Source organism: Pantoea sp. B623, assembly GCF_024814475.1.
Taxonomy (GTDB): Bacteria; Pseudomonadota; Gammaproteobacteria; order Enterobacterales; family Enterobacteriaceae; genus Pantoea; species Pantoea ananatis.
Genome location: NZ_JANUXM010000004.1, coordinates 4,493,395 through 4,512,602 on the forward strand (window position 1 = coordinate 4,493,395; position 19,208 = coordinate 4,512,602).

The 19,208-nt window shown below is 54.1% G+C and carries 17 protein-coding genes; 10 read left to right on the top strand and 7 right to left on the bottom strand.

Going from position 1 to position 19,208, the window contains the following annotated elements; translation table 11 throughout:
• Nucleotides 1-60 precede the first annotated feature (60 nt).
• From znuA to lpxM, 3 genes are all read left to right on the top strand, one after another.
• Complete coding sequence (gene znuA / locus NXS97_RS22740) at nt 61-1,008, top strand: zinc ABC transporter substrate-binding protein ZnuA (protein WP_013026074.1); 948 nt, start codon at nt 61-63, stop codon at nt 1,006-1,008.
• 14 nt (nt 1,009-1,022) lie between these two features.
• Entirely contained in the window at nt 1,023-2,354 is a 1,332-nt protein-coding gene (gene mepM / locus NXS97_RS22745; RefSeq protein ID WP_013026073.1) for a murein DD-endopeptidase MepM, read from the top strand.
• A gap of 113 nt (nt 2,355-2,467) precedes the next feature.
• On the top strand, nt 2,468-3,442 hold the full coding sequence (gene lpxM, locus NXS97_RS22750) for a lauroyl-Kdo(2)-lipid IV(A) myristoyltransferase (protein WP_259232808.1): 975 nt from the start codon (nt 2,468-2,470) through the stop codon (nt 3,440-3,442).
• Between the two features lie 29 nt (nt 3,443-3,471).
• On the opposite strand, the gene NXS97_RS22755 is transcribed toward lpxM, so the two are convergent.
• The 3 genes from NXS97_RS22755 to NXS97_RS22765 form a co-directional block, all read right to left on the bottom strand.
• Nucleotides 3,472-4,704, bottom strand: coding sequence for an MFS transporter (locus NXS97_RS22755; protein ID WP_014593881.1), 1,233 nt, complete (start codon nt 4,702-4,704; stop codon nt 3,472-3,474).
• An 85-nt stretch (nt 4,705-4,789) separates the two neighbouring features.
• A complete protein-coding gene (gene pyk, locus NXS97_RS22760) occupies nt 4,790-6,232 on the bottom strand; it encodes a pyruvate kinase (RefSeq protein ID WP_013026070.1) in 1,443 nt (480 codons plus the stop codon).
• Between the two features lie 294 nt (nt 6,233-6,526).
• Nucleotides 6,527-7,390 carry a MurR/RpiR family transcriptional regulator gene (locus NXS97_RS22765; RefSeq protein WP_116219768.1) on the bottom strand — a complete coding sequence of 288 codons (864 nt, stop codon included), beginning with the start codon at nt 7,388-7,390 and terminating at the stop codon, nt 6,527-6,529.
• Between the two features lie 370 nt (nt 7,391-7,760).
• Here NXS97_RS22765 and zwf point away from each other — a divergent pair, with 370 nt between their 5' ends.
• Both zwf and NXS97_RS22775 read left to right on the top strand, forming a co-directional pair.
• Complete coding sequence (gene zwf, locus NXS97_RS22770) at nt 7,761-9,236, top strand: glucose-6-phosphate dehydrogenase (protein ID WP_013026068.1); 1,476 nt, start codon at nt 7,761-7,763, stop codon at nt 9,234-9,236.
• Nucleotides 9,237-9,422: 186 nt separating this feature from the next.
• Nucleotides 9,423-10,061, top strand: a complete 639-nt coding sequence (locus tag NXS97_RS22775; RefSeq protein WP_015700167.1) for a bifunctional 4-hydroxy-2-oxoglutarate aldolase/2-dehydro-3-deoxy-phosphogluconate aldolase — start codon at nt 9,423-9,425, stop codon at nt 10,059-10,061.
• A 54-nt stretch (nt 10,062-10,115) separates the two neighbouring features.
• Here NXS97_RS22775 and purT read toward each other — a convergent pair whose 3' ends face one another.
• A complete protein-coding gene (purT, locus tag NXS97_RS22780) occupies nt 10,116-11,294 on the bottom strand; it encodes a formate-dependent phosphoribosylglycinamide formyltransferase (protein WP_014593878.1) in 1,179 nt (392 codons plus the stop codon).
• A 170-nt stretch (nt 11,295-11,464) separates the two neighbouring features.
• Between purT and NXS97_RS22785 the strand changes: the two genes are divergently transcribed.
• On the top strand, nt 11,465-12,109 hold the full coding sequence (locus NXS97_RS22785; protein ID WP_041457676.1) for a tellurite resistance TerB family protein: 645 nt from the start codon (nt 11,465-11,467) through the stop codon (nt 12,107-12,109).
• Between the two features lie 115 nt (nt 12,110-12,224).
• Complete coding sequence (locus NXS97_RS22790; RefSeq protein WP_014605680.1) at nt 12,225-14,297, top strand: prolyl oligopeptidase family serine peptidase; 2,073 nt, start codon at nt 12,225-12,227, stop codon at nt 14,295-14,297.
• Here NXS97_RS22790 and exoX read toward each other — a convergent pair.
• Both exoX and NXS97_RS22800 read right to left on the bottom strand, forming a co-directional pair.
• The gene (gene exoX / locus NXS97_RS22795; RefSeq protein WP_181134743.1) at nt 14,281-14,952 is read right to left on the bottom strand and encodes an exodeoxyribonuclease X; all 672 of its coding nucleotides are present in this window, start codon (nt 14,950-14,952) and stop codon (nt 14,281-14,283) included. The genes NXS97_RS22790 and exoX overlap by 17 nt on opposite strands.
• Nucleotides 14,952-15,182 (bottom strand): DNA polymerase III subunit theta, encoded by a 231-nt coding sequence (locus NXS97_RS22800; protein ID WP_019105100.1) that lies wholly within the window; start codon nt 15,180-15,182, stop codon nt 14,952-14,954. Before NXS97_RS22800 ends, exoX begins: the two co-directional genes overlap by 1 nt.
• Before the next feature lie 150 nt (nt 15,183-15,332).
• Here NXS97_RS22800 and copC point away from each other — a divergent pair, with 150 nt between their 5' ends.
• Genes copC through NXS97_RS22815 form a run of 3 tightly spaced genes read left to right on the top strand, consistent with a single transcriptional unit; the run spans nt 15,333 to nt 16,962 of the window.
• Nucleotides 15,333-15,707, top strand: coding sequence for a copper homeostasis periplasmic binding protein CopC (copC, locus tag NXS97_RS22805; protein ID WP_024472112.1), 375 nt, complete (start codon nt 15,333-15,335; stop codon nt 15,705-15,707).
• A gap of 4 nt (nt 15,708-15,711) precedes the next feature.
• Nucleotides 15,712-16,587: a copper homeostasis membrane protein CopD gene (gene copD / locus NXS97_RS22810; protein ID WP_105080286.1), complete on the top strand. Its 876-nt coding sequence runs from the start codon at nt 15,712-15,714 to the stop codon at nt 16,585-16,587.
• Between the two features lie 27 nt (nt 16,588-16,614).
• Entirely contained in the window at nt 16,615-16,962 is a 348-nt protein-coding gene (locus NXS97_RS22815) for a YebY family protein (protein ID WP_014593872.1), read from the top strand.
• A gap of 352 nt (nt 16,963-17,314) precedes the next feature.
• Here NXS97_RS22815 and NXS97_RS22820 read toward each other — a convergent pair whose 3' ends face one another.
• Nucleotides 17,315-18,859, bottom strand: coding sequence for a methyl-accepting chemotaxis protein (locus NXS97_RS22820; RefSeq protein ID WP_029568847.1), 1,545 nt, complete (start codon nt 18,857-18,859; stop codon nt 17,315-17,317).
• Between the last annotated feature and the right edge of the window lie 349 nt (nt 18,860-19,208).

Sequence of the window (19,208 nt, forward strand, 5' to 3'; positions counted from 1 at the left end):
CAGAATTTCGAATGTTATAATATCACATCCAATCTGTTGATGACGAAGGAATGACGCATTATGTTACATAATAAAAAAGGGGGCTTTTTGACCCTGACGGCGATGGCTTTCGCCACCTCTGCTGCCTTACCCGCTCACGCCGATATTGTGGCCTCCATTAAGCCCGTTGGGTTTATCGCCTCGGCCATTGCTGACGGCGTCACACCCGTGGAGGTTTTGCTGCCGGATGGCGCATCCGAACACGATTATGCCCTGCGCCCCTCTGATGTAAAACGCTTACAAAACGCGGACTTAGTTGTTTGGGTTGGCCCTGAAATGGAAGCCTTCATGACAAAATCTGCGGCGTCTCTGCCGGAAAAAAAGAATCTTGAGATCGTGCAAATTTCCGGCGTAAAACCCTTGCTACTGCGTGGAGGTGAAGACGATGATCATCACGACCATGATGACGCAGAGCACGATCATGATGAAGCGCATCATCACCATCATGGTGAGTTTAATATGCACTTGTGGATGTCACCAGAGATAGCGAAAAAAACCGCGGTTGCAATCCACGGAAAATTATTGGAACTTATGCCGCAGGATAAAGCCAAACTTGACGCCAACCTGCAGCATTTTGAGGCAGAATTAGCGGACACAGATAAGCGCATTATCTCACAGCTTGCCCCCGTTAAAGATAAAGGGTATTTCGTTTTTCACGACGCTTACACGTACTTTGAAAAACACTACGGTCTCTCGCCTACCGGGCATTTTACCGTTAACCCTGAGATTCAGCCGGGTGCACAGCGCTTACATCAAATTCGAACACAGTTGGTTGAGAAAAAGGCCGTTTGCGTCTTTGCTGAGCCACAATTCAGGCCGGCGGTCATCGATGCTGTTGCCCGTGGAACCCAGGTGCGTAAAGGCACGCTTGATCCGCTGGGTACAGACATCAGCTTAGGAAAAGACAGCTATGTGAAATTCCTCTCACAGCTGTCGAGCCAGTATGAGACCTGCCTGAAAGGAGCATAGAGGAATAGTTCAACGTGCAGCAGATAGCCCGCTCTGTCGCCCTCGCATTTAATAATTTGCCGCGCCCCCACCGCGTTATGCTGGGATCGTTAACCGTAGTGACTCTGGCCGTCGCCGTCTGGCGGCCTTACGTCTACCATCCCAGTAATGATGTGACGCCCATCGTCAAAACCATCGAACTGGACAAAAACGAATTTCGTACACTGCTTCCCGAAGCCAGTGAACCCATCGACCAAAGTACTCCAGAGCCGGATGAAGAACTCCCTGCAGATGATGTCGATCAGGACGTCGCCGACAGTGCCGGCACGCATGAATACACGGTTTCTTCTGGCGATACCCTGAGCAGTGCACTTAATCAGTACGGCATCGATATGGGGGACATTAACGCCCTGGTCTCCAGCGATCGCGATCTGCGTAATTTGCAGGTCGGGCAGCAGCTCAGCTGGACATTAAACGATGACGGCGCGCTGAACACCTTTAGCTGGGAAATTTCGCGTCGTGAAACCCGCACCTATACGCGCACGGATAGCGGCGGCTTCAAAATGCAGTCGCAGATGCAGCAGGGCGAATGGCGCAACAGCGTGATGCAGGGTGAGATACACGGCAGCTTTGCCGCCAGTGCCCGTCGGGCCGGTCTAACCAGTGGCGAAGCCAGCAGCGTGATCAAAGCGATGCAGTGGCAGATGGATTTCCGTAAGCTGCGGGCAGGCGATAAGTTTAGCGTGCTGATGTCGCGTGAAATGATGGACGGCAAGAGCGCACAAAGCCAGTTGCTGGGGGTGCGTTTGCGCAGTGGCGGTAAAGATTATTACGCCTTCCGTGCTGATGACGGCAAGTTCTATGACCGCAGCGGTGCAGGACTGGCGCGCGGCTTTATGCGCTTCCCCACCGTCAAACAGTATAGGGTGTCCTCTAACTTTAATCCCCGCCGCCTTAATCCTGTGACGGGTCGCATTGCGCCGCACAAAGGCGTTGATTTCGCCTTACCGATCGGTACGCCTGTGCTGGCGGTCGGTGATGGTGAGGTCGTGGTGGCGAAAAACGGCGGCGCCGCCGGAAACTATGTGGCTATCCGGCATGGTCGTCAGTACATGACGCGCTACATGCACCTCAAGAAAGTGTTGGTGAAGCCAGGTGAAAAAGTGAAGCGTGGCGACCGCATTGCGCTGTCAGGCAACACAGGCCGTTCTACTGGCCCGCACCTGCACTTTGAGATCTGGATTAATAACCAGGCGGTCAATCCCTTAACGGCTAAGCTACCGCGTATGGAAGGCCTGACCGGTAAAGAACGGACGCAGTACCTTACCCAGGTGAAAGGCTGGTTACCTCAGCTGGGGCTGAAGTAAGTTTTTCGCTAAAATCGACGGCATTGCCGTCGATTTTTTTATCTCTGGCGCAGGATGATTGCAAATTTACTCGTCGCCACTATCATTAGCCCGTCATTGATTGAGGCGAGTGCATGGAAACCCGTAAAAAAAATAACAGCGAATTTATTCCCGTTTTTGAACGATCTTTTTTAAAGCCTAAATACTGGGGCAGCTGGTTGGGTATTGGTGCACTGGCAGGCATCGCCCTGATGCCCGCCACCGTGCGCGATCCGCTTCTGGGGCGGCTGGGCAAAATGGCCGGAAAGCTGGCGAAAGGCGCGCGTCGTCGTGCGCTGATTAATCTCTATTATTGCCTGCCTGAATTAAGCGAATCTCAACGCGATGCGATCGTTGATCAGATGTTTGCCACAGCGCCACAGGCGATGGCCATGATGGCTGAGTTGGGGATGCGCGATCCGGCACAAATTCGTCAGCGCGTTGAGTGGCACGGTCGGGAAATTATTGACCAGTTGCAGGCCGACAAGCAGAACGTTATTTTTCTGGTACCGCATGGCTGGGCTGTCGATATTCCTGCTATGCTGCTGGCCTCAGAGGGCCAAAAGATGGCAGCCATGTTCCACAATCAGAGCGATCCGCTGTTGGACTATGTCTGGAACCGTGTCCGTCGCCGCTTTGGTGGCCGTATGCATGCGCGCAATGATGGCATCAAGCCGTTTATCAGTTCGGTTCGTCAGGGCTACTGGGGCTATTATCTGCCTGACCAGGATCACGGTCCGGAGCACAGCGAGTTTGTCGATTTCTTTGCGACTTATAAAGCCACTTTGCCCGCGGTGGGGCGACTAATGAAAGTCTGCCGTGCCCGCGTTGTACCACTGTTTCCGGTCTATAACGGTGAAAGTCACAAACTGGAAATTTATGTTCGCCCTCCCATGGACGACTTACTTGACGCGGATGACCGCCAACTGGCGCGCAGGATGAATGAGGAGGTGGAGGTGTTTGTGCGTCCGCATCCGGAACAATATACCTGGATACTCAAGCTGCTGAAAACTCGCAAAGAAGGTGATATCGAACCCTACTCGCGCGACGAGCTTTATCCACGTAAATAATTATCAGGCCGCATTGCGGCCTGAAAGCTTCAGAGAGGCGTTACTTTTGCGTGACGTTTACGTTCACGCAGGAACATCAGCACCAGCCCAAACCACATCACGCCGCTGATAAAGTTGATTAGGCTAAACCAGATGACCCCACCGTTGAAATAGAAGTGCTTCGCTAACTCAATGCCGATAGCCAGGGTCAGAATACTGACCATGCCCAGCATGGCCGCCACGCTGCCTTTTCCTTCATCACTGGCATACAGTGTCAGACGATAAAGTCCTGCATTGACCATGCCGCCGCCAAAGGCATACAAACTTAGTCCCGCCGTGATAAAGAGATAGCTGTGCGCGTCAATCAGGGTAGCTGACAGGGCAAGGCTCAGGCCCAGCAGTATCGGCCATGCTGCAAACTTTACTGGCTGCTCTATCGGCATGCGGCCTACCACCTTACTCAGCGTCACATTGCCCGCAATCATCGCCAGAAAAACCGGAAGCTGGAGCAGGGCATACTGCATGCGGGAAAGGCCCTCATCGCGCATTAAAATCACGGGTGACAAGGCAACCCAGGTCAGAATGGGAATGAATACCAGCCCGATAGCAAAGGAGCCATACATCACCTGGCGATCTTTCAAAAGACGGCCGTAATTACGTGCGAGCACGGGCAGCGCAACAGACTGAGTGCGATCGCCTGCGGTTTCAGGCATCACCCGCCATAAAACGAGAAAAGCCACGGCGCTGCAGGCGGCAAACAGCCAAAACATACTGCGCCAGCTGCCTACGGTTAGCCAGGCTGCACCCGCCAGCGGTCCGGCGAGCGGGGCGAGCAGGGCCACATTCGCCATGAGCGCCATAATCCGCACCGCTAAGGCTTCTTCAAACGCTTCCTGAATGGCGGCATAGCCCACCGCGCCGATGAAGCACAGACTGATGCCCTGCACAAAACGCAGGCTGACAAACTGCTGAATATCGCTTACCCAGGTTGTGAGAATGCAGGCGGACGCAAAAAAGAGAATGCCGAATAGCAACACGGGCCTGCGGCCATATTTATCCGATAGCGGGCCGAGTAACCACTGGAGCACGACGCCGCCCAGTAAGTAGGCCGTCAGAGAGGTTGATACCCATTCTGCGCCAACGTTGAATTCGGCGGTGACCAGTAACATGCCGGGTTGGATCATGTCGTGCGCAATATAGGTTGCAAACTCGTAGAGCACCATAGCCAGTGGGAACAGCATTATGCGCCCCGTAAGCTGGCTGATGGGTTGATAACGGGCCATCTGGCCTCCTTGTGGAAAAACAAAAACGCGACTGCAGGGCAGTCGCGTTTCCAATGGTAATACAGGTGATGGGAAAAAGGCGGAATTAATCGACGCGCAGCACACGACCTGTGTTGGTTGTTCCGGTTGCGCCCATCACATCACCCTGGGTGACCACGACAAGGTCACCCGACAGCAGAAAGCCTTTATCACGCAGCAGATTAACCGCGTCGTGCGCGTTTGCTACGCCCTCATTATTGCTGTCGAAGAATACCGGCGTTACGCCACGGAACAGCGCCGTAATGTTCAGCGTGCGCTCGTGGCGCGACATGGCAAAAATCGGCAGGCCAGAGGTGATGCGCGAGGTCATCAACGGCGTACGGCCTGATTCCGTCATCGTAATAATGGCGGTCACGCCCTGCAGATGGTTGGCCGTGTACATGGCTGACATCGCGATGGCTTCTTCGATGTTGTCAAACTGCACGTCAAGGCGGTGTTTAGAGACGTTCACGCTGGGGATTTTTTCTGCACCCAGACACACTTTTGCCATCGCCGCGACCGTTTCAGCCGGGTACTGGCCTGCGGCGGTTTCAGCAGAGAGCATCACGGCATCGGTGCCGTCCAGCACGGCGTTGGCAACGTCCATGACTTCAGCGCGGGTGGGCATTGGATTGGTAATCATGGATTCCATCATCTGGGTTGCCGTGATGATGGTACGGTTAAGCTGACGGGCGCGGCGGATAAGCGCCTTCTGAATACCCACCAGTTCCGGATCGCCGATTTCAACGCCAAGATCGCCACGGGCCACCATGACCACGTCTGAGGCCAGAATGATGTCGTCCATCGCCTCCTGCGAGGCAACGGCTTCAGCACGTTCTACCTTCGCCACCATCAGCGCATCACAGCCTGCGTCGCGCGCCAGACGGCGCGCATAGTGCATGTCTTCACCACAGCGCGGGAAAGAAACGGCCAGGTAATCCACATTGATTTTGGCTGCGGTGATGATGTCTGCTTTGTCTTTTTCGGTCAGGGCTTCGGCTGATAACCCGCCGCCCAGTTTGTTGATCCCTTTATTGTTGGAGAGCGGGCCGCCTACCGTAACTTCAGTAAAGACTTTTACGCCCTGAACTTCCAGCACCTTTAACTGTACGCGACCATCATCCAGCAACAGAATATCGCCAGGCACCACGTCTTCAGGCAGACCTTTATAGTCGATGCCCACGCGCTCTTTGTCGCCTTCGCCTTTACCCATCGCCGCGTCCAGCAGGAAACGATCGCCGACGTTCAGGAACACTTTGCCTTCTTTGAAGGTCGAGACACGGATCTTAGGGCCTTGCAAATCGCCCAGAATGGCAACATGACGTCCCAGTTTTGCGGCAATCTGACGGACTTTATCAGCACGCAACTGATGATCTTCAGCCGTGCCGTGGGAAAAGTTAAGACGCACGACGTTGGCGCCAGCTGCAATGATTTTTTCGAGGTTGTTGTCGCGGTCAGTGGCTGGGCCGAGGGTAGTTACGATCTTGGTTCTTCTTAAACGTCGAGACATAGGGATTCCTTTGGAGTTTGGAACTGAGCTGAATCGTTACATTTTAAGGTGTTAGCCCATCAGATACTGCTTACCACACAGAGGTATTATTATACATTCGAGTGTGTCAGAACTGTGGCACTGCGCCATAACCCTGTCGAGAAAGGGCGATTTTGTTAGATACAATACTGAGACTCATCAAGGAAGTCATCCCCCTCACGGCATTAGCGAAAGCTTAATTGACCAGGCGCATATGATGTCACTTTTCCGATCGCTTTTACGCGGTATCGGGAAAATGAACCCAGGGCGCAGAGATCAGACGCTATCGTTATCGGCAATGGCAGGTTTGTCGTAACGAGATGACTTTAGCGCCTCTTTTACCCGCTTCAGGTTCTGCCTGAAAGCGGGCCCCCGTTCCAGGGTAAAACCGGTCGCCAGCAGGTCGACCACGGTGAGTTGAGCCAGCCTGGACACCATCGGCAGATAGATATCGGTATCTTCGGGCACATCGACGAGCAGCGCCAGCGAGGCCTCATGGGCAAGCGGCGATCCGGCTGAGGTAATGGCGATAACGGTCGAGCCGTTGGCCTTTGCCATCTGCGCTAGCTCAACCATGTTGCGGGTACGGCCGGTATGAGAGATCAAAACAAACACCTCTTTGTCGCGGCTGTTGATACAGCTCATTCGCTGCATCACCACATCATCTGACCAGATAACCGGCAGGTTGAAGCGTAAAAACTTGTTGAAGGCGTCGTGTGCCACCACAGCGGAGGCACCTAAACCAAAAAAAGTGATTTTATCGGTATGCGTCAGATAGCTCACGGCCTGCTGCAGCGCGGCAAGATCGAGATGCTCCCGCACCCGCTGAAGCCCGGCCAGGGCAGAATCGAATATTTTCTCACTGTAACGCTCAACGCTGTCATCTTCCTGTACGTCCCGACTGAGCCAGTTAGGGGACTTGACCAGCGCCTGAGCAAGTTGAAGCTTGAAGTCGGGAAAACCCGCCGTGCCAAGATGGCGGCAAAACCGGTTGACGGTGGGCTCACTCACTTCCGCCGCCCGTGCCAGCGTAGCAATACTGGAATGTATCGCCTGCTCCGGAGAAGCAAGGATATGTTGTGCCACTTTACGCTCTGACTTACTGAGCGCACTCATCTGCACCCGAATTTTATCCAACATAGTCCTGACCTGATAAGCGTGGAATATCTGTTAATATGAATAATTACTGTTGTTACAGGAAATTAACGGAGAATATACTCCGCCTGACCGAGGTGGGCGCAAGGTCTGATAAGTCTGCGGCCCTTTTTTTTGCGATAATCAGGCCCGTACTGGATTTTAACCAGACAATATTTGACACAGAAAAATAACTGAAAGCGCACGTGTCAACATACCCCAGACGCTAATTGGGTGCAGAGTTAGCGTCGTGACGCCGCAGGCTGGTTTACCTGGCCTGGGGAAAAAAGTACATTGTGCTGAAAGAAAATGACAACTTGGACCCGGTGCTCAGGACGCAACGCCACCGGGACAATCCTGCAACGAGGAGAGGAAAATGGCGGTAACACAAATAGCCCAGGCATGCGATCTGGTAATTTTCGGCGCCAAAGGCGATCTCGCCCGTCGTAAACTGTTGCCCTCGCTGTATCAGTTAGAGAAAGCGGGCCAGATTCATGAAGAAACCCGCATCATCGGCGTGGGCCGTGCCGAGTGGGATAAAGCCGAATACACCAAAGTGGTGCGTGAGGCGTTAGAAACCTTCATGAAGGAAAAGATCGATGAAGCACTCTGGGACAAGCTCAGCAACCGTCTCGATTTCTGTAACCTTGATGTAAACGATACGTCGCACTTCCCACGCCTGGGTAAGATGCTGGACCAGAAAAGCCGTACCACCATTAACTATTTTGCCATGCCGCCCAGCACCTTCGGCGCGATCTGTCAGGGACTGGGCACGGCAAAGCTGAACGCTAAACCCGCGCGTGTTGTCATGGAAAAACCGCTCGGTACCTCGCTGGAAACCTCAAAAGAAATTAACGACAGCGTGGGTGAGTACTTTGATGAGAGTCAGGTTTTCCGTATTGACCACTATCTGGGCAAAGAAACGGTTCTTAACCTGTTAGCGCTGCGCTTTGCTAATGCCATTTTTGTTAATAACTGGGATAACCGCACGATCGATCACGTGCAGATTACCGTGGCGGAAGAAGTGGGTATTGAAGGACGCTGGGGCTACTTTGATAAAGCGGGCCAGATGCGCGATATGATTCAGAACCATCTGTTACAGGTTCTGACGATGATCGCCATGTCACCGCCTTCCGATCTCAGCGCCGACAGTATTCGTGATGAAAAAGTGAAAGTGCTGCGCTCGCTGCGTCCTATCGATCAAACCAACGTCCGCGAGAAAACGGTACGTGGTCAGTACACCTCTGGCTTCGTTCAGGGCAAGAAAGTGCCTGGCTATCTTGAAGAAGAGGGTGCCAATAAGACCAGCGCCACCGAAACCTTTGTGGCTATTCGCGTGGACATCGATAACTGGCGTTGGGCAGGCGTGCCGTTCTACCTGCGTACCGGTAAACGTCTTCCGACCAAATGCTCAGAAGTCGTGGTGTATTTCAAAAACCCGGAGATGAACCTGTTTAAGGATTCCTACTCCCAGTTGCCGCAGAACAAACTCACTATTCGTCTGCAGCCTGATGAAGGCGTGGATATTGAGATCCTGAACAAAGTGCCGGGTCTTGATCACAAACACAAACTGCAAACCACCAAGCTGGATCTGAGCTACTCAGAAACCTTCAATCAGTCTCATCTGGCCGATGCCTATGAGCGCTTATTGCTGGAGTCCATGCGCGGTATCCAGGCGCTGTTTGTGCGTCGCGATGAAGTGGAAGCGGCATGGACCTATGTGGATTCCATCATCGATGCCTGGGCAGCCGACGGCGACTCATCCAAGCCTTATCAGGCGGGAACATGGGGGCCGGTGGCCTCTGTGGCAATGATTACCCGTGATGGCCGCTCCTGGAACGAATTTGAATAACCACCCAGCCCGCCGCGAGCGGGCTTTTTTTTGCACCAACTCTCAAAAATGAACTGCCGTTTTAAAAATCTTTCCCGGTCATAGACGGGCAAACGGCGGATCCTGTATGGTAGTAGCGCTGTTAACCGGGCTGGCCTGGCGATGTCTTCGCCGTGCTGCTCCCAATGTTATCCATCAGGGGACGTGATGAAAAACTGGAAAACGAGTGCCGAACAGATTCTGAAAACCGGACCGGTCGTACCGGTGATTGTGGTTAACAAGCTGGAACATGCCGTTCCCATGGCTCAGGCCCTGGTCGCCGGTGGCGTCAAGGTACTGGAGGTCACGTTGCGCACCCCTGTGGCGATGGATGCCCTGCGCGCCATCATTAAAAACGTACCTGACGCCATTGTGGGAGCCGGCACCGTGCTTAACACCCAACAGCTGCAGGAAGTCACGCAGGCGGGTGCCCAGTTCGTCATTAGCCCGGGGATTACCGAGTCTCTGCTTAAGGCCGCCGTTGAAGGCCCGATTCCGCTGATTCCCGGCATTAGCACCGTGTCAGAATTGATGACCGGCATGGACTATGGTTTGCGGGAATTCAAGTTTTTCCCTGCGGAAGCGAACGGTGGAGTAAAAGCGTTGCAGGCCATCGGCGGGCCTTTCCCTCAGGTACGCTTCTGCCCGACGGGCGGTATCTCACCGACAAATTACCGCGACTATCTGGCTCTCAAAAGCGTGCTCTGTATCGGCGGTTCCTGGCTGGTGCCAAACGATGCACTGGAAGCGGGCGACTGGCAGCGAATCACGCAACTGGCGCGCGACGCTGTCGCTGGCGCGGAGTAATCTCCGGCGGGAAGTCAAACGCGAGCGGTGAGTCACTGACTCACCGCAATGGTACTATCCCTGAACGCTGACAGCCGCCGCGCTGGCAACGGCACGCGCAACGGCTTCTTCAGTTGTATCCGCACTGGCCAGGGCAACACCTAAACGGCGCTGACCGTCGATTTCAGGTTTGCCAAACAGGCGCAGCTGCAAACCTGAACCCAATGCCGCCTCCACATTGACGAACTGCACGTTCTGACTGGTCAACTGCGGCAGGATAACAGCTGACGCGGAAGGACCATACTGGCGAACGGCGCCAATCGGCAGGCCAAGGAACGCACGCACATGAAGCGCGAATTCAGACAGATCTTGTGAAATCAGCGTCACCATACCGGTATCGTGCGGGCGAGGGGAGACTTCGCTGAACACCACTTCGTCGCCGCAGACAAACAGCTCTACGCCAAACAGCCCATAGCCACCCAGCGCTTTCACCACGGTTTCCGCAATGTGCTGCGCACGCTGCAGCGCCAGCTCACTCATCTGCTGAGGTTGCCATGATTCACGGTAATCCCCGTCTTCCTGGCGATGACCAATGGGGGCACAGAAATGAATGCCGTCAACGGCACTGATCGTTAACAGGGTGATTTCAAAATCAAACTTCACCACGCCTTCCACGATAACGCGCCCGGCACCCGCACGGCCGCCTTGCTGCGCATAGTCCCAGGCTTTTTCCAGCTGGCTGGCATCCCGGATAAAGCTCTGACCTTTACCTGAAGAGCTCATCACTGGCTTCACGATGCACGGAAAACCAATTTCGGCGGCGGCAGACACGAAATTATCTTTGCTGTCGGCAAAACGGTAGTGGGAAGTGGGAAGCGCGAGCTCTTCTGCTGCCAGACGGCGAATGCCCTCGCGGTTCATGGTCAGGCGCGCCGCGCGGGCCGTCGGCACGACGTGCTGGCCTTGCTGCTCCAGCTCCAGGAGTTTTTCAGTCGCAATAGCTTCAATTTCGGGTACGACGAAGTGAGGCTTTTCCTGCGCAATCACCGCGGCCAGCGCGTCACCATCCAGCATATTAATCACGTGGCTGCGATGAGCAACATGCATGGCAGGTGCATCAGCGTAGCGGTCAACGGCAATCACTTCCACACCCAGGCGCTGACATTCCAGCGCAACTTCTTTCCCCAGTTCACCGGAGCCCAACAGCATTACGCGCGTTGCACCAGGGCGCAGCGCAGTTCCAAGAGTCGTCATAAATTCCCCTAAAATCGAAGCAGTCAAAATGCGCGCGCAGTATATACGAAAACGTTTGCGTTCTCACCCTTCAGCTTGTTTGCCTGGGTTTGCGCTACTTTTCCTGCTCTGACGTTTCCTGACATCTTTTTGGTAATGATGTTGTTTCTGAATGGTAAAGGGATATGATGATGAACAACTGGCTGCAACAGATTCAATCGGTACTGGCTAAAAAAAGCAGCGAGGGTAAATCCAGCGGAGGATTAAGCGATATGCTGGCGCCGGGGGCTTTAGGCGGGCTGGCAGCCATGCTGGTGGCCAGTAAGTCATCCCGAAAGTTGTTAACGAAATATGGCGGTCAGGCTTTGATTATCGGCGGCGGGGCCGCGGCGGGTGCCGTGCTGTGGAACAAATATAAGCAGCGGGTACGCGAAACGCATCAAAACGATCCCGGCTTTGGTGCGTTGCAAACGCCAGTGGATCAGCGGGCGGAGCGGCTGGTGACCGCGCTGGTTTTTGCTGCTAAAAGCGATGGCCATATTGACGATCGGGAACGCGCGGCGATTGAGCATAATATTCACGAGGCTGGCTATGGTCAGGATGCCGAAAAACTCATCCAGCAGGCCATGCAGCGACCGCTGGACCCCGAGTGGCTCGCGGCGGACGTCAAAAATGAAGAAGAGGCGCTTGAACTCTATTTTCTGAGCTGCGCCGCCATTGATGTGGACCACTTCATGGAGCGCAGCTATCTTTCCGCCCTGGGCGATGCGCTAAAAATCCCGCAGGATGTGCGTGACGGCATTCAGCAGGATATCCTGCAGCAGAAAGCGGGCTAACCGCACAGGGCCAGCGATATGGCCCTGCACAACCTCACATTACCTTCACTTTACTTGGCATCTCTTTACATTAGTGCCACGCTTAGTGTTCATTACATTCAGCGGGACGGATGACATGAAAGCACCGAGCGCAAAAAAAATCCCTTACGAATTATCGCTGCATGGCGAAACGCGCATCGACAATTACTACTGGCTACGTGACGACAGGCGTGAAAACAGCGAGGTGCTGGACTATTTACGCGCTGAGAATAATTACGGCCAGAAAATCATGGGCTCACAACAGCCCTTACAGAATCGCATTCTGCATGAGATTATCGATCGCCTGCCGCCGCAGGACCACTCAGTACCCTATGTGAAAAATGGTTATCGCTATCAAAGCCGGTATGAAAGCGGCAATGAATATGCCGCCTATTACCGACAGCCCGCTGACAGCGATGAGAGCGACCCGTGGACACTGCTGCTGGATGCGAATCAGCGCGCATCACACAGTGATTTTTATACCATGGGCGCACTGCACATCAGCCCGGATAACCGGGTGCTGGCAGTGGCAGAGGACTTCCTTTCCCGGCGGCAGTACGGCATTCGTTTTCGCAATCTGGACAGTGGGAGTTGGTATCCGGAAGTGCTTAACGATGCCTCGTCCAGCTTTGCGTGGGCGAATGATTCACGCACCCTCTATTACGTTCGTAAACATCCGCAAACCCTGTTGCCTTATCAGCTATGGCGGCATGAGTTGGGTACGCCCCAGCACGACGATCGGCTCGTGTACGAAGAAAAAGACGATACCTATCACCTCAGCATTCATAAAACCACGTCGAAACAGTTCATCCTGATCGTGCTATACAGCACCAGCAGCAGCGAGATTCAGCTGATCGATGCGGATTTCCCGGACGCCCTTCCGCAGGTTTTTTTGCCCCGGCGGCGCGATCATGAATACAGTCTTGATCATTATGATCACACGTTCTTCATCCGCTCGAATCGCGAGGGTAAAAATTTCGGACTCTACCGTAGCCATTATCTGGATGAAGCGCGCTGGCAAACCGTGATCCCCGCGCGCGACCATATCGTAATGGAGGATTTCCAGCTTTTTCGTGACTGGCTGGTGGTAGAGGAGCGCCAGCGTGGGCTGACCAGCCTGCGGCAAATCAACTGGGAGACGGGAGAAACCAGCGGCATTGCGTTTGACGATCCCACTTACGTTACCTGGCTGGCTTACAATCCTACGCCGCGCACCAGTAAGCTGCGCTATGGCTATTCGTCCATGACCACGCCCGCCACGCTGTTTGAACTGGATATGGATACGGGGGAACGTCGCATCTTAAAACAAAGTGCGGTCAAAGACTTCAATCCGGATGAGTACAAAAGCGAGCACCATTGGATCACCGTTTCTGACGGCACAGAAGTGCCGGTCTCGCTGGTGTACCACCGCACCCATTTTCAGAAAGGGCAGAACCCCATGCTGGTGTATGGCTATGGCGCCTATGGCAGTAGCATGGACGCTGACTTTAGCGTCAGTCGGCTCAGCCTGCTGGACCGCGGGTTCATCTATGCGCTGGTGCATGTGCGAGGCGGCGGGGAAATGGGGCAGCAGTGGTATGACGGTGGCCGCCTGCTCAATAAGATGAACAGCTTCACCGATTTTATCGACGTGACAAATGGGCTCGTGGCGCGTGGATTCGGGCACCCGGACCGGCTCTATGCGATGGGAGGAAGTGCAGGGGGATTGCTGATGGGCGCAGTCATGAATCTGGCACCCACGCGCTATCACGGTGTGGTTGCGCAGGTGCCTTTTGTTGATGTGCTCACCACGATGCTTGATGAGTCTATTCCACTGACGACCGGGGAATATGACGAGTGGGGCAATCCGAATGACGCAGAGTACTATCGCTATATCCGGCAATACAGCCCATATGACAACGTTGCGGCGAAAACCTGCCCCCACCTGCTGGTGACAACCGGCCTGCATGATTCACAGGTACAATACTGGGAACCGGCAAAATGGGTGGCTAAGCTGCGTGAATATAAAACCGATGATAACCTGCTGCTGCTCTGCACCGATATGGACTCGGGGCATGGCGGTAAGTCTGGGCGCTACAAGGCCTATGAAGGCGTTGCCCTGGAGCTCACCTTCATCATCGCCCTTGCTCAGGGCAGTTTGCCTCCGGCCGCGCTTACGGAAGCTGACTAAGACACTTGCGCAGCGCCTGCCGTAACGGTGGGCGCAAATCTTTCACGTTATCCAGCATCCATTTCAGGTAACCCGGATCTTTTCGGGCCACCATGGCCAGCGCCTGACCACGATATTTACCAAACGGCAGCACATCATCACGCTGCGCGGCAGGCTGCGAGCGCAGACTCATTTCGTCCGCACGCCAGCCGGACAGTTCCATAATTCGAATGAGCAGCGCGGCCGTCACGTAGCAGTCGTACAGCGCCCGGTGAGCATGCAAATCCGCTGGCGGCGTCACATCCAGCTTGAGGCTGTGCCGGAGCGCCTGATTACCGTATTTAATGCCGGGCCATAGCTGACGAGCCAGCGTCATGGTACAGATCCACTCGCCGTGCATTTCCGGCAACATCCGGCGGTCAAAGCTGGCGTTGTGGGCCACGTAAAAGGGACTGCCGTGGTAGCGCAGGATGGCCTCTTCAATGGGCGGTTTGCCCATCACCATTGCTTCAGTAATGCGGTGCACGGCCATGGCCTGACGACTGATGGGGCGATCGGGTGAGACAAGATCGCTCATTGGATTGACGATTTGGCCGTCGATCACATCTACCGATGCAACCTCAACCACGCCGCCCTGCAGTCCGCAGGTTTCCGTATCGATAACGCGTAGCATCATTATTTCTGTTTAGGCTCGTAGGGCAGGCGTGACAGGTTGAGAGAGGCCTGGCGGTAATGCATTAAACGCTGACGAAACCAGTCCCGCAGGGCTTCAGGTTGTTCGTTGGCGACCATTTCTGCCACGACAGGCATGTTGTAACGCTCTTTAAAAGCAACGCCTGCTGCAGCCAGATCGACATTGACTTTGTCTTTCTCTTCCTGCGACAGCAAGGCAAGGTTGTGACTCATGATATTCTCCCGATAAGCGTGACCAAAAGTAATGTTTTCCTCCTCCTGGCGCAAGGGACAGGATAGCATTGCTGGCCTCGACAGTTAAATTTCAGCGGCGTATTCTTGCGCCACGTTCGTGGCCTTTGCCGCCGTTAACAGGATGAAGAGATGAAAAAAACCGCGATTTCACGTGGGGTGCTGGCTCTGATCGCCACCGGCACAATGGTGTTTAGTCAGCTTGCACTGGCGCACGCCCACTTAGCGTCGTCGGTGCCGGCAGCCAACGCGGCGGTAACGCCTGCGCCGCAACACATTACGCTGAGCTTCACCGAAGACGTTGAAGCCGCATTCAGTGGCGTTGACGTCATGAATGCACAGCATAAAGCCGTGGGTGAAAAGGCCCGGCTGGATGGCAAGCAGCACGACCGCCTGCGGGTTGATTTTGCCCAGCCGCTGGCGCAGGGCGCTTATCAGGTAAACTGGCACGTGCTGTCCGTTGACGGGCACAAAACGCACGGAAGCTATATCTTCACCGTGAAATAAAACCGTGACTCTGTTGTGGCTGGTGCTGCGCGCACTGCATTTCACGGCATTAATGTTGCTGGTTGGCAGTGCCTTTTACAGCAGGTTGCTGGCACCGGTTGCCTTTCGAACCTCGCTGGCCGCGCGATTATTTCCGCTAATGAAGTGGAGTACATGGCTGGCCCTGCTGTCGGCACTGGCGATGCTGGCCACACAAAATGTGTTGATGAGTGGTGACTGGCACAATTTGTCAGAGACGGCTGTGTGGCTGGCGGTATTTTCAACCCGCTGGGGCTCCGTGTGGCAATGGCAGCTCCTCTTTTCGCTGTGTAGCGTGGCTGCGATTGTCATGCGTGACCGCCCCCGTCAGCAGGTTTGGCTGTTAACTGGCCTGCTACAGACTGGCTGTCTGGCGCTAACGGGCCATGCCGCCATGCGCGAGGGTATCGCCGGGCTCCTGCAACAAAGTAACCAGGCCTTACATCTCCTCGCCGCCGCCTTTTGGGCGGGCGGGTTAGTGCCTGTGCTGGTGTTGATGCGCATGGCGCGTAACATCGAATACCGGACAGCCGCAATCCGCACCATGATGCGTTTTTCCCGTTATGGTCACGTTGCCGTCGCCTTAACGATAATTACCGGTGTCGTTAACAGCCTGCTGATTGCCGGGGCGCCAGCAAACTGGCATCTCAACGATTATGTTGTACTGTTGTTGTGCAAAGCAGGGCTGGTCATGCTTATGGTGCTGATTGCGCTCTGGAATCGTTACTGGCTGGTGCCGCGCTTTCACATTGCGGGCCTTGCCGCACAACGACTGTTTATTCGCATGACCCAGCTGGAAATTGTGCTGGCATGCGGCGTAGTGGGGTTGGTCAGCGTGTTTGCTACGTTGTCACCAACCTGAATGATGAAAACCCCATAAAGGTAAGTTATGTTGCTGAAGAAAGCGATCCCCACACTGCTGTTATTAACGCTGGCTGGTCAGGCAGCAGCGGCACAAATCATCACCGTCAGCCGTTTCGAAATTGGTAAAGACAAGTGGCCGTTTAATCGTGAAGAGGTGATGCTGACCTGTGAGAAAGATGGATCGCTGTTTGCCATCAATCCCAGCACGCTGATGCAGTACCCGCTTAATGAGAAGGCGGAGGCTCAGGTCAACGCTAAGCGGGTGAAGGCACAGCCCATCAGCGTGATTCAGGCGCCGGATAAAGCGCATCCGGATCGGATGATGAGTCTGCAACCTGTCGTGGATCGTGCACAGGCGCTGTGCACAAAATAAGACGATGCAGGCAAGAGTGCGCAAATTTGTCTTACGGGTCACAAACCTGTCGGGTTTATGGTCTGAGCCGCGGCGCTGGCTGGAAAATCTGGCGCGTTGTCCTACGCTTTAGAAGCAAGGCGAAAGCCTCTATTAATGCCAACTTTTAGCGCACGGCTCCTTGAGAGCCATTTCCCTGGACCGAATACAGGAATCGTGTTCGGTCTTTTTTTGCCTTTCAACGCTCACCATGACGGCCCAGACAGCGGGGATGGTGTTCACCAGACCGCACGCTACTGGCCCGGCTCACGCAACAGGATGGCAGAAACGAAACCGGCGCGATCGCGTTTCTCCCTCCTGTGCGAAAGGGCGTTTACACCCGGAACGCTTCTACCATACCGCGCAGCGCGTGTGCCTGCTCAGAAAGGGATTGTGAAGCGGACGATGATTCCTCAACCAGTGCGGCGTTGTTCTGAGTAACGCTGTCCATCTGGCCCACGGCGACACTCACCTGAGAAATCCCCTGCATCTGTTCGGAAGAGGCCAGCGAGATCTCATCCATAGCCGTTGCCAGTTCACCCACCATGTTAACAATTTTCAGGATACTTTGACCGGTTCCACTCGCGACGGTTACGCCGGTTTCAACCTGCTGAACGGCCTGTTCAATCAAGGTTTTAATTTCCTTCGCGGCAGTAGCACTCCGCTGGGCCAGATTTCTGACTTCGCCAGCCACCACGGCAAACCCGCGCCCCTGCTCACCGGCACGCGCGGCCTCAACGGCAGCATTGAGCGCCAGAATGTTGGTCTGAAAAGCAATGCCTTCAATCACGCCGGTTATATCACGAATCTTCGCAGCACTGTCTGAAATGTCTTTCATGGTTGCTGACATCCGTTGCATATCTGCTTCGCCGCGTTGAGCCAGATTGGCCGTTTCGCGAGCTGATGTGGCTGTATGCTGTGCCCCGGAGGCATTACTCTTCACCGTCGCGGTTAACTGTTCCATGCTGGCAGCGGTTTCCTGAAGCGCGGCAGCCTGCTCTTCGGTACGGGACGATAATTCGGTATTTCCTTGCGCGATTTCATCGGCGGCAAGCGCAACGTTAGCTGAAGAATCTTTGATTTCGACAACCAGGCCGCGAAGTTTAGCCTGCATTCCGTCAAGGGATGCCAGCAGACTTGACGTATCCTTAGGACGCAGGTGCACCACCGAGGTCAGATCGCCGTTAGCAATGGCCGCCGCAATGGTTTGGGCCTGAGCAGGCTCGCCCCCTAACTGGCGCATCAGTAAACGGGTAATCATCCATCCGGTGGTGACAGAAAAAACGACGGAAAGCAGGCCCAGGATAACCAAAACGAGTGTTGAGGTTCGGGTTGAACGATTATTTTCTTCCACCGCGTTGCGACTGTTATTCAACTGAACGTTGGTCATTTCACCAAGTGAACTGAGTAACGCACGCTGAGCAGGACGCACCGTCACCATCAGATAATTTGTGGCTTCCTGAGGACGGTTATCCAGGCCAAACTGACCGGCCTTTTCCAGACCGGAAATCACCTGCGCTTCATTGGCCTGAAGTTTTTCCAGCGCAGCACGTCCGGCGGGCGTGGAATCCTTACGCATGATTGTTTCAAGCGCTTCACGATTTTTTAAGTAAGCTGCTTTTTGCAGTTTCAGCCTCTCCCACTCTGGCTGCATGGCTTTCGCATCGCTGAGAAGCGCGAGGTTTCTCGCGGCAATCGCCATGTCTCTCAGTTCATCTCGCATATCAACGGCGAGCTGATATTTTCGCATCTTAACATTGACCGCATCATCCATACCGGTGCTGGCGGAATGCAGTGCTTTAAAAGAAATAGTAATACAGATAATAAAAAGCAGAATTAACAGGCCAAAACCGATTGCCAGACGCGTGGAGATTTTCATCTTAGAATTCCTGAAAGTTAAGTTCAGGGTTCTTATCGGCAAAACACGTGTAAAAAATTAATAAAATAGACATATTTCTGAAACAGTAAATTCCGCAAGCAGGGTGGAAGTTTCCAGAGTAATGGTCCTTTAAAAGGACTTATAAGTTCAATTAATCAATTGAATGCAGGTAATCAGGAGAGGGTAATTGATATTTAAAATGCTTTTAGTAAACACAGCAGCGCGCTGGCGCGATATATGAACGGCGAGGGCAGCACTGCGCTGACCTTAATTTGAAATAAGTCTTGTCATTTTCCTAATGTGTGGCGTTTTTCGTAAATGCACAGATAAGACGACACGTTCACCCGTC

What these genes read in the sequence shown, in the direction of transcription:
- NXS97_RS22785 (WP_041457676.1), top strand. Translation starts at nt 11,465, where the DNA reads ATGAACAACTGGCTGCAACAGATTCAATCGGTACTGGCTAAAAAAAGC.
- exoX (WP_181134743.1), bottom strand. Translation starts at nt 14,952, where the DNA reads ATGATGCTACGCGTTATCGATACGGAAACCTGCGGACTGCAGGGCGGC.
- znuA (WP_013026074.1), top strand. Translation starts at nt 61, where the DNA reads ATGTTACATAATAAAAAAGGGGGCTTTTTGACCCTGACGGCGATGGCT.
- NXS97_RS22775 (WP_015700167.1), top strand. Translation starts at nt 9,423, where the DNA reads ATGAAAAACTGGAAAACGAGTGCCGAACAGATTCTGAAAACCGGACCG.
- NXS97_RS22815 (WP_014593872.1), top strand. Translation starts at nt 16,615, where the DNA reads ATGTTGCTGAAGAAAGCGATCCCCACACTGCTGTTATTAACGCTGGCT.
- NXS97_RS22765 (WP_116219768.1), bottom strand. Translation starts at nt 7,390, where the DNA reads ATGTTGGATAAAATTCGGGTGCAGATGAGTGCGCTCAGTAAGTCAGAG.
- zwf (WP_013026068.1), top strand. Translation starts at nt 7,761, where the DNA reads ATGGCGGTAACACAAATAGCCCAGGCATGCGATCTGGTAATTTTCGGC.
- lpxM (WP_259232808.1), top strand. Translation starts at nt 2,468, where the DNA reads ATGGAAACCCGTAAAAAAAATAACAGCGAATTTATTCCCGTTTTTGAA.
- NXS97_RS22800 (WP_019105100.1), bottom strand. Translation starts at nt 15,182, where the DNA reads ATGAGTCACAACCTTGCCTTGCTGTCGCAGGAAGAGAAAGACAAAGTC.
- NXS97_RS22820 (WP_029568847.1), bottom strand. Translation starts at nt 18,859, where the DNA reads ATGAAAATCTCCACGCGTCTGGCAATCGGTTTTGGCCTGTTAATTCTG.
- NXS97_RS22790 (WP_014605680.1), top strand. Translation starts at nt 12,225, where the DNA reads ATGAAAGCACCGAGCGCAAAAAAAATCCCTTACGAATTATCGCTGCAT.
- purT (WP_014593878.1), bottom strand. Translation starts at nt 11,294, where the DNA reads ATGACGACTCTTGGAACTGCGCTGCGCCCTGGTGCAACGCGCGTAATG.
- copC (WP_024472112.1), top strand. Translation starts at nt 15,333, where the DNA reads ATGAAAAAAACCGCGATTTCACGTGGGGTGCTGGCTCTGATCGCCACC.
- pyk (WP_013026070.1), bottom strand. Translation starts at nt 6,232, where the DNA reads ATGTCTCGACGTTTAAGAAGAACCAAGATCGTAACTACCCTCGGCCCA.
- NXS97_RS22755 (WP_014593881.1), bottom strand. Translation starts at nt 4,704, where the DNA reads ATGGCCCGTTATCAACCCATCAGCCAGCTTACGGGGCGCATAATGCTG.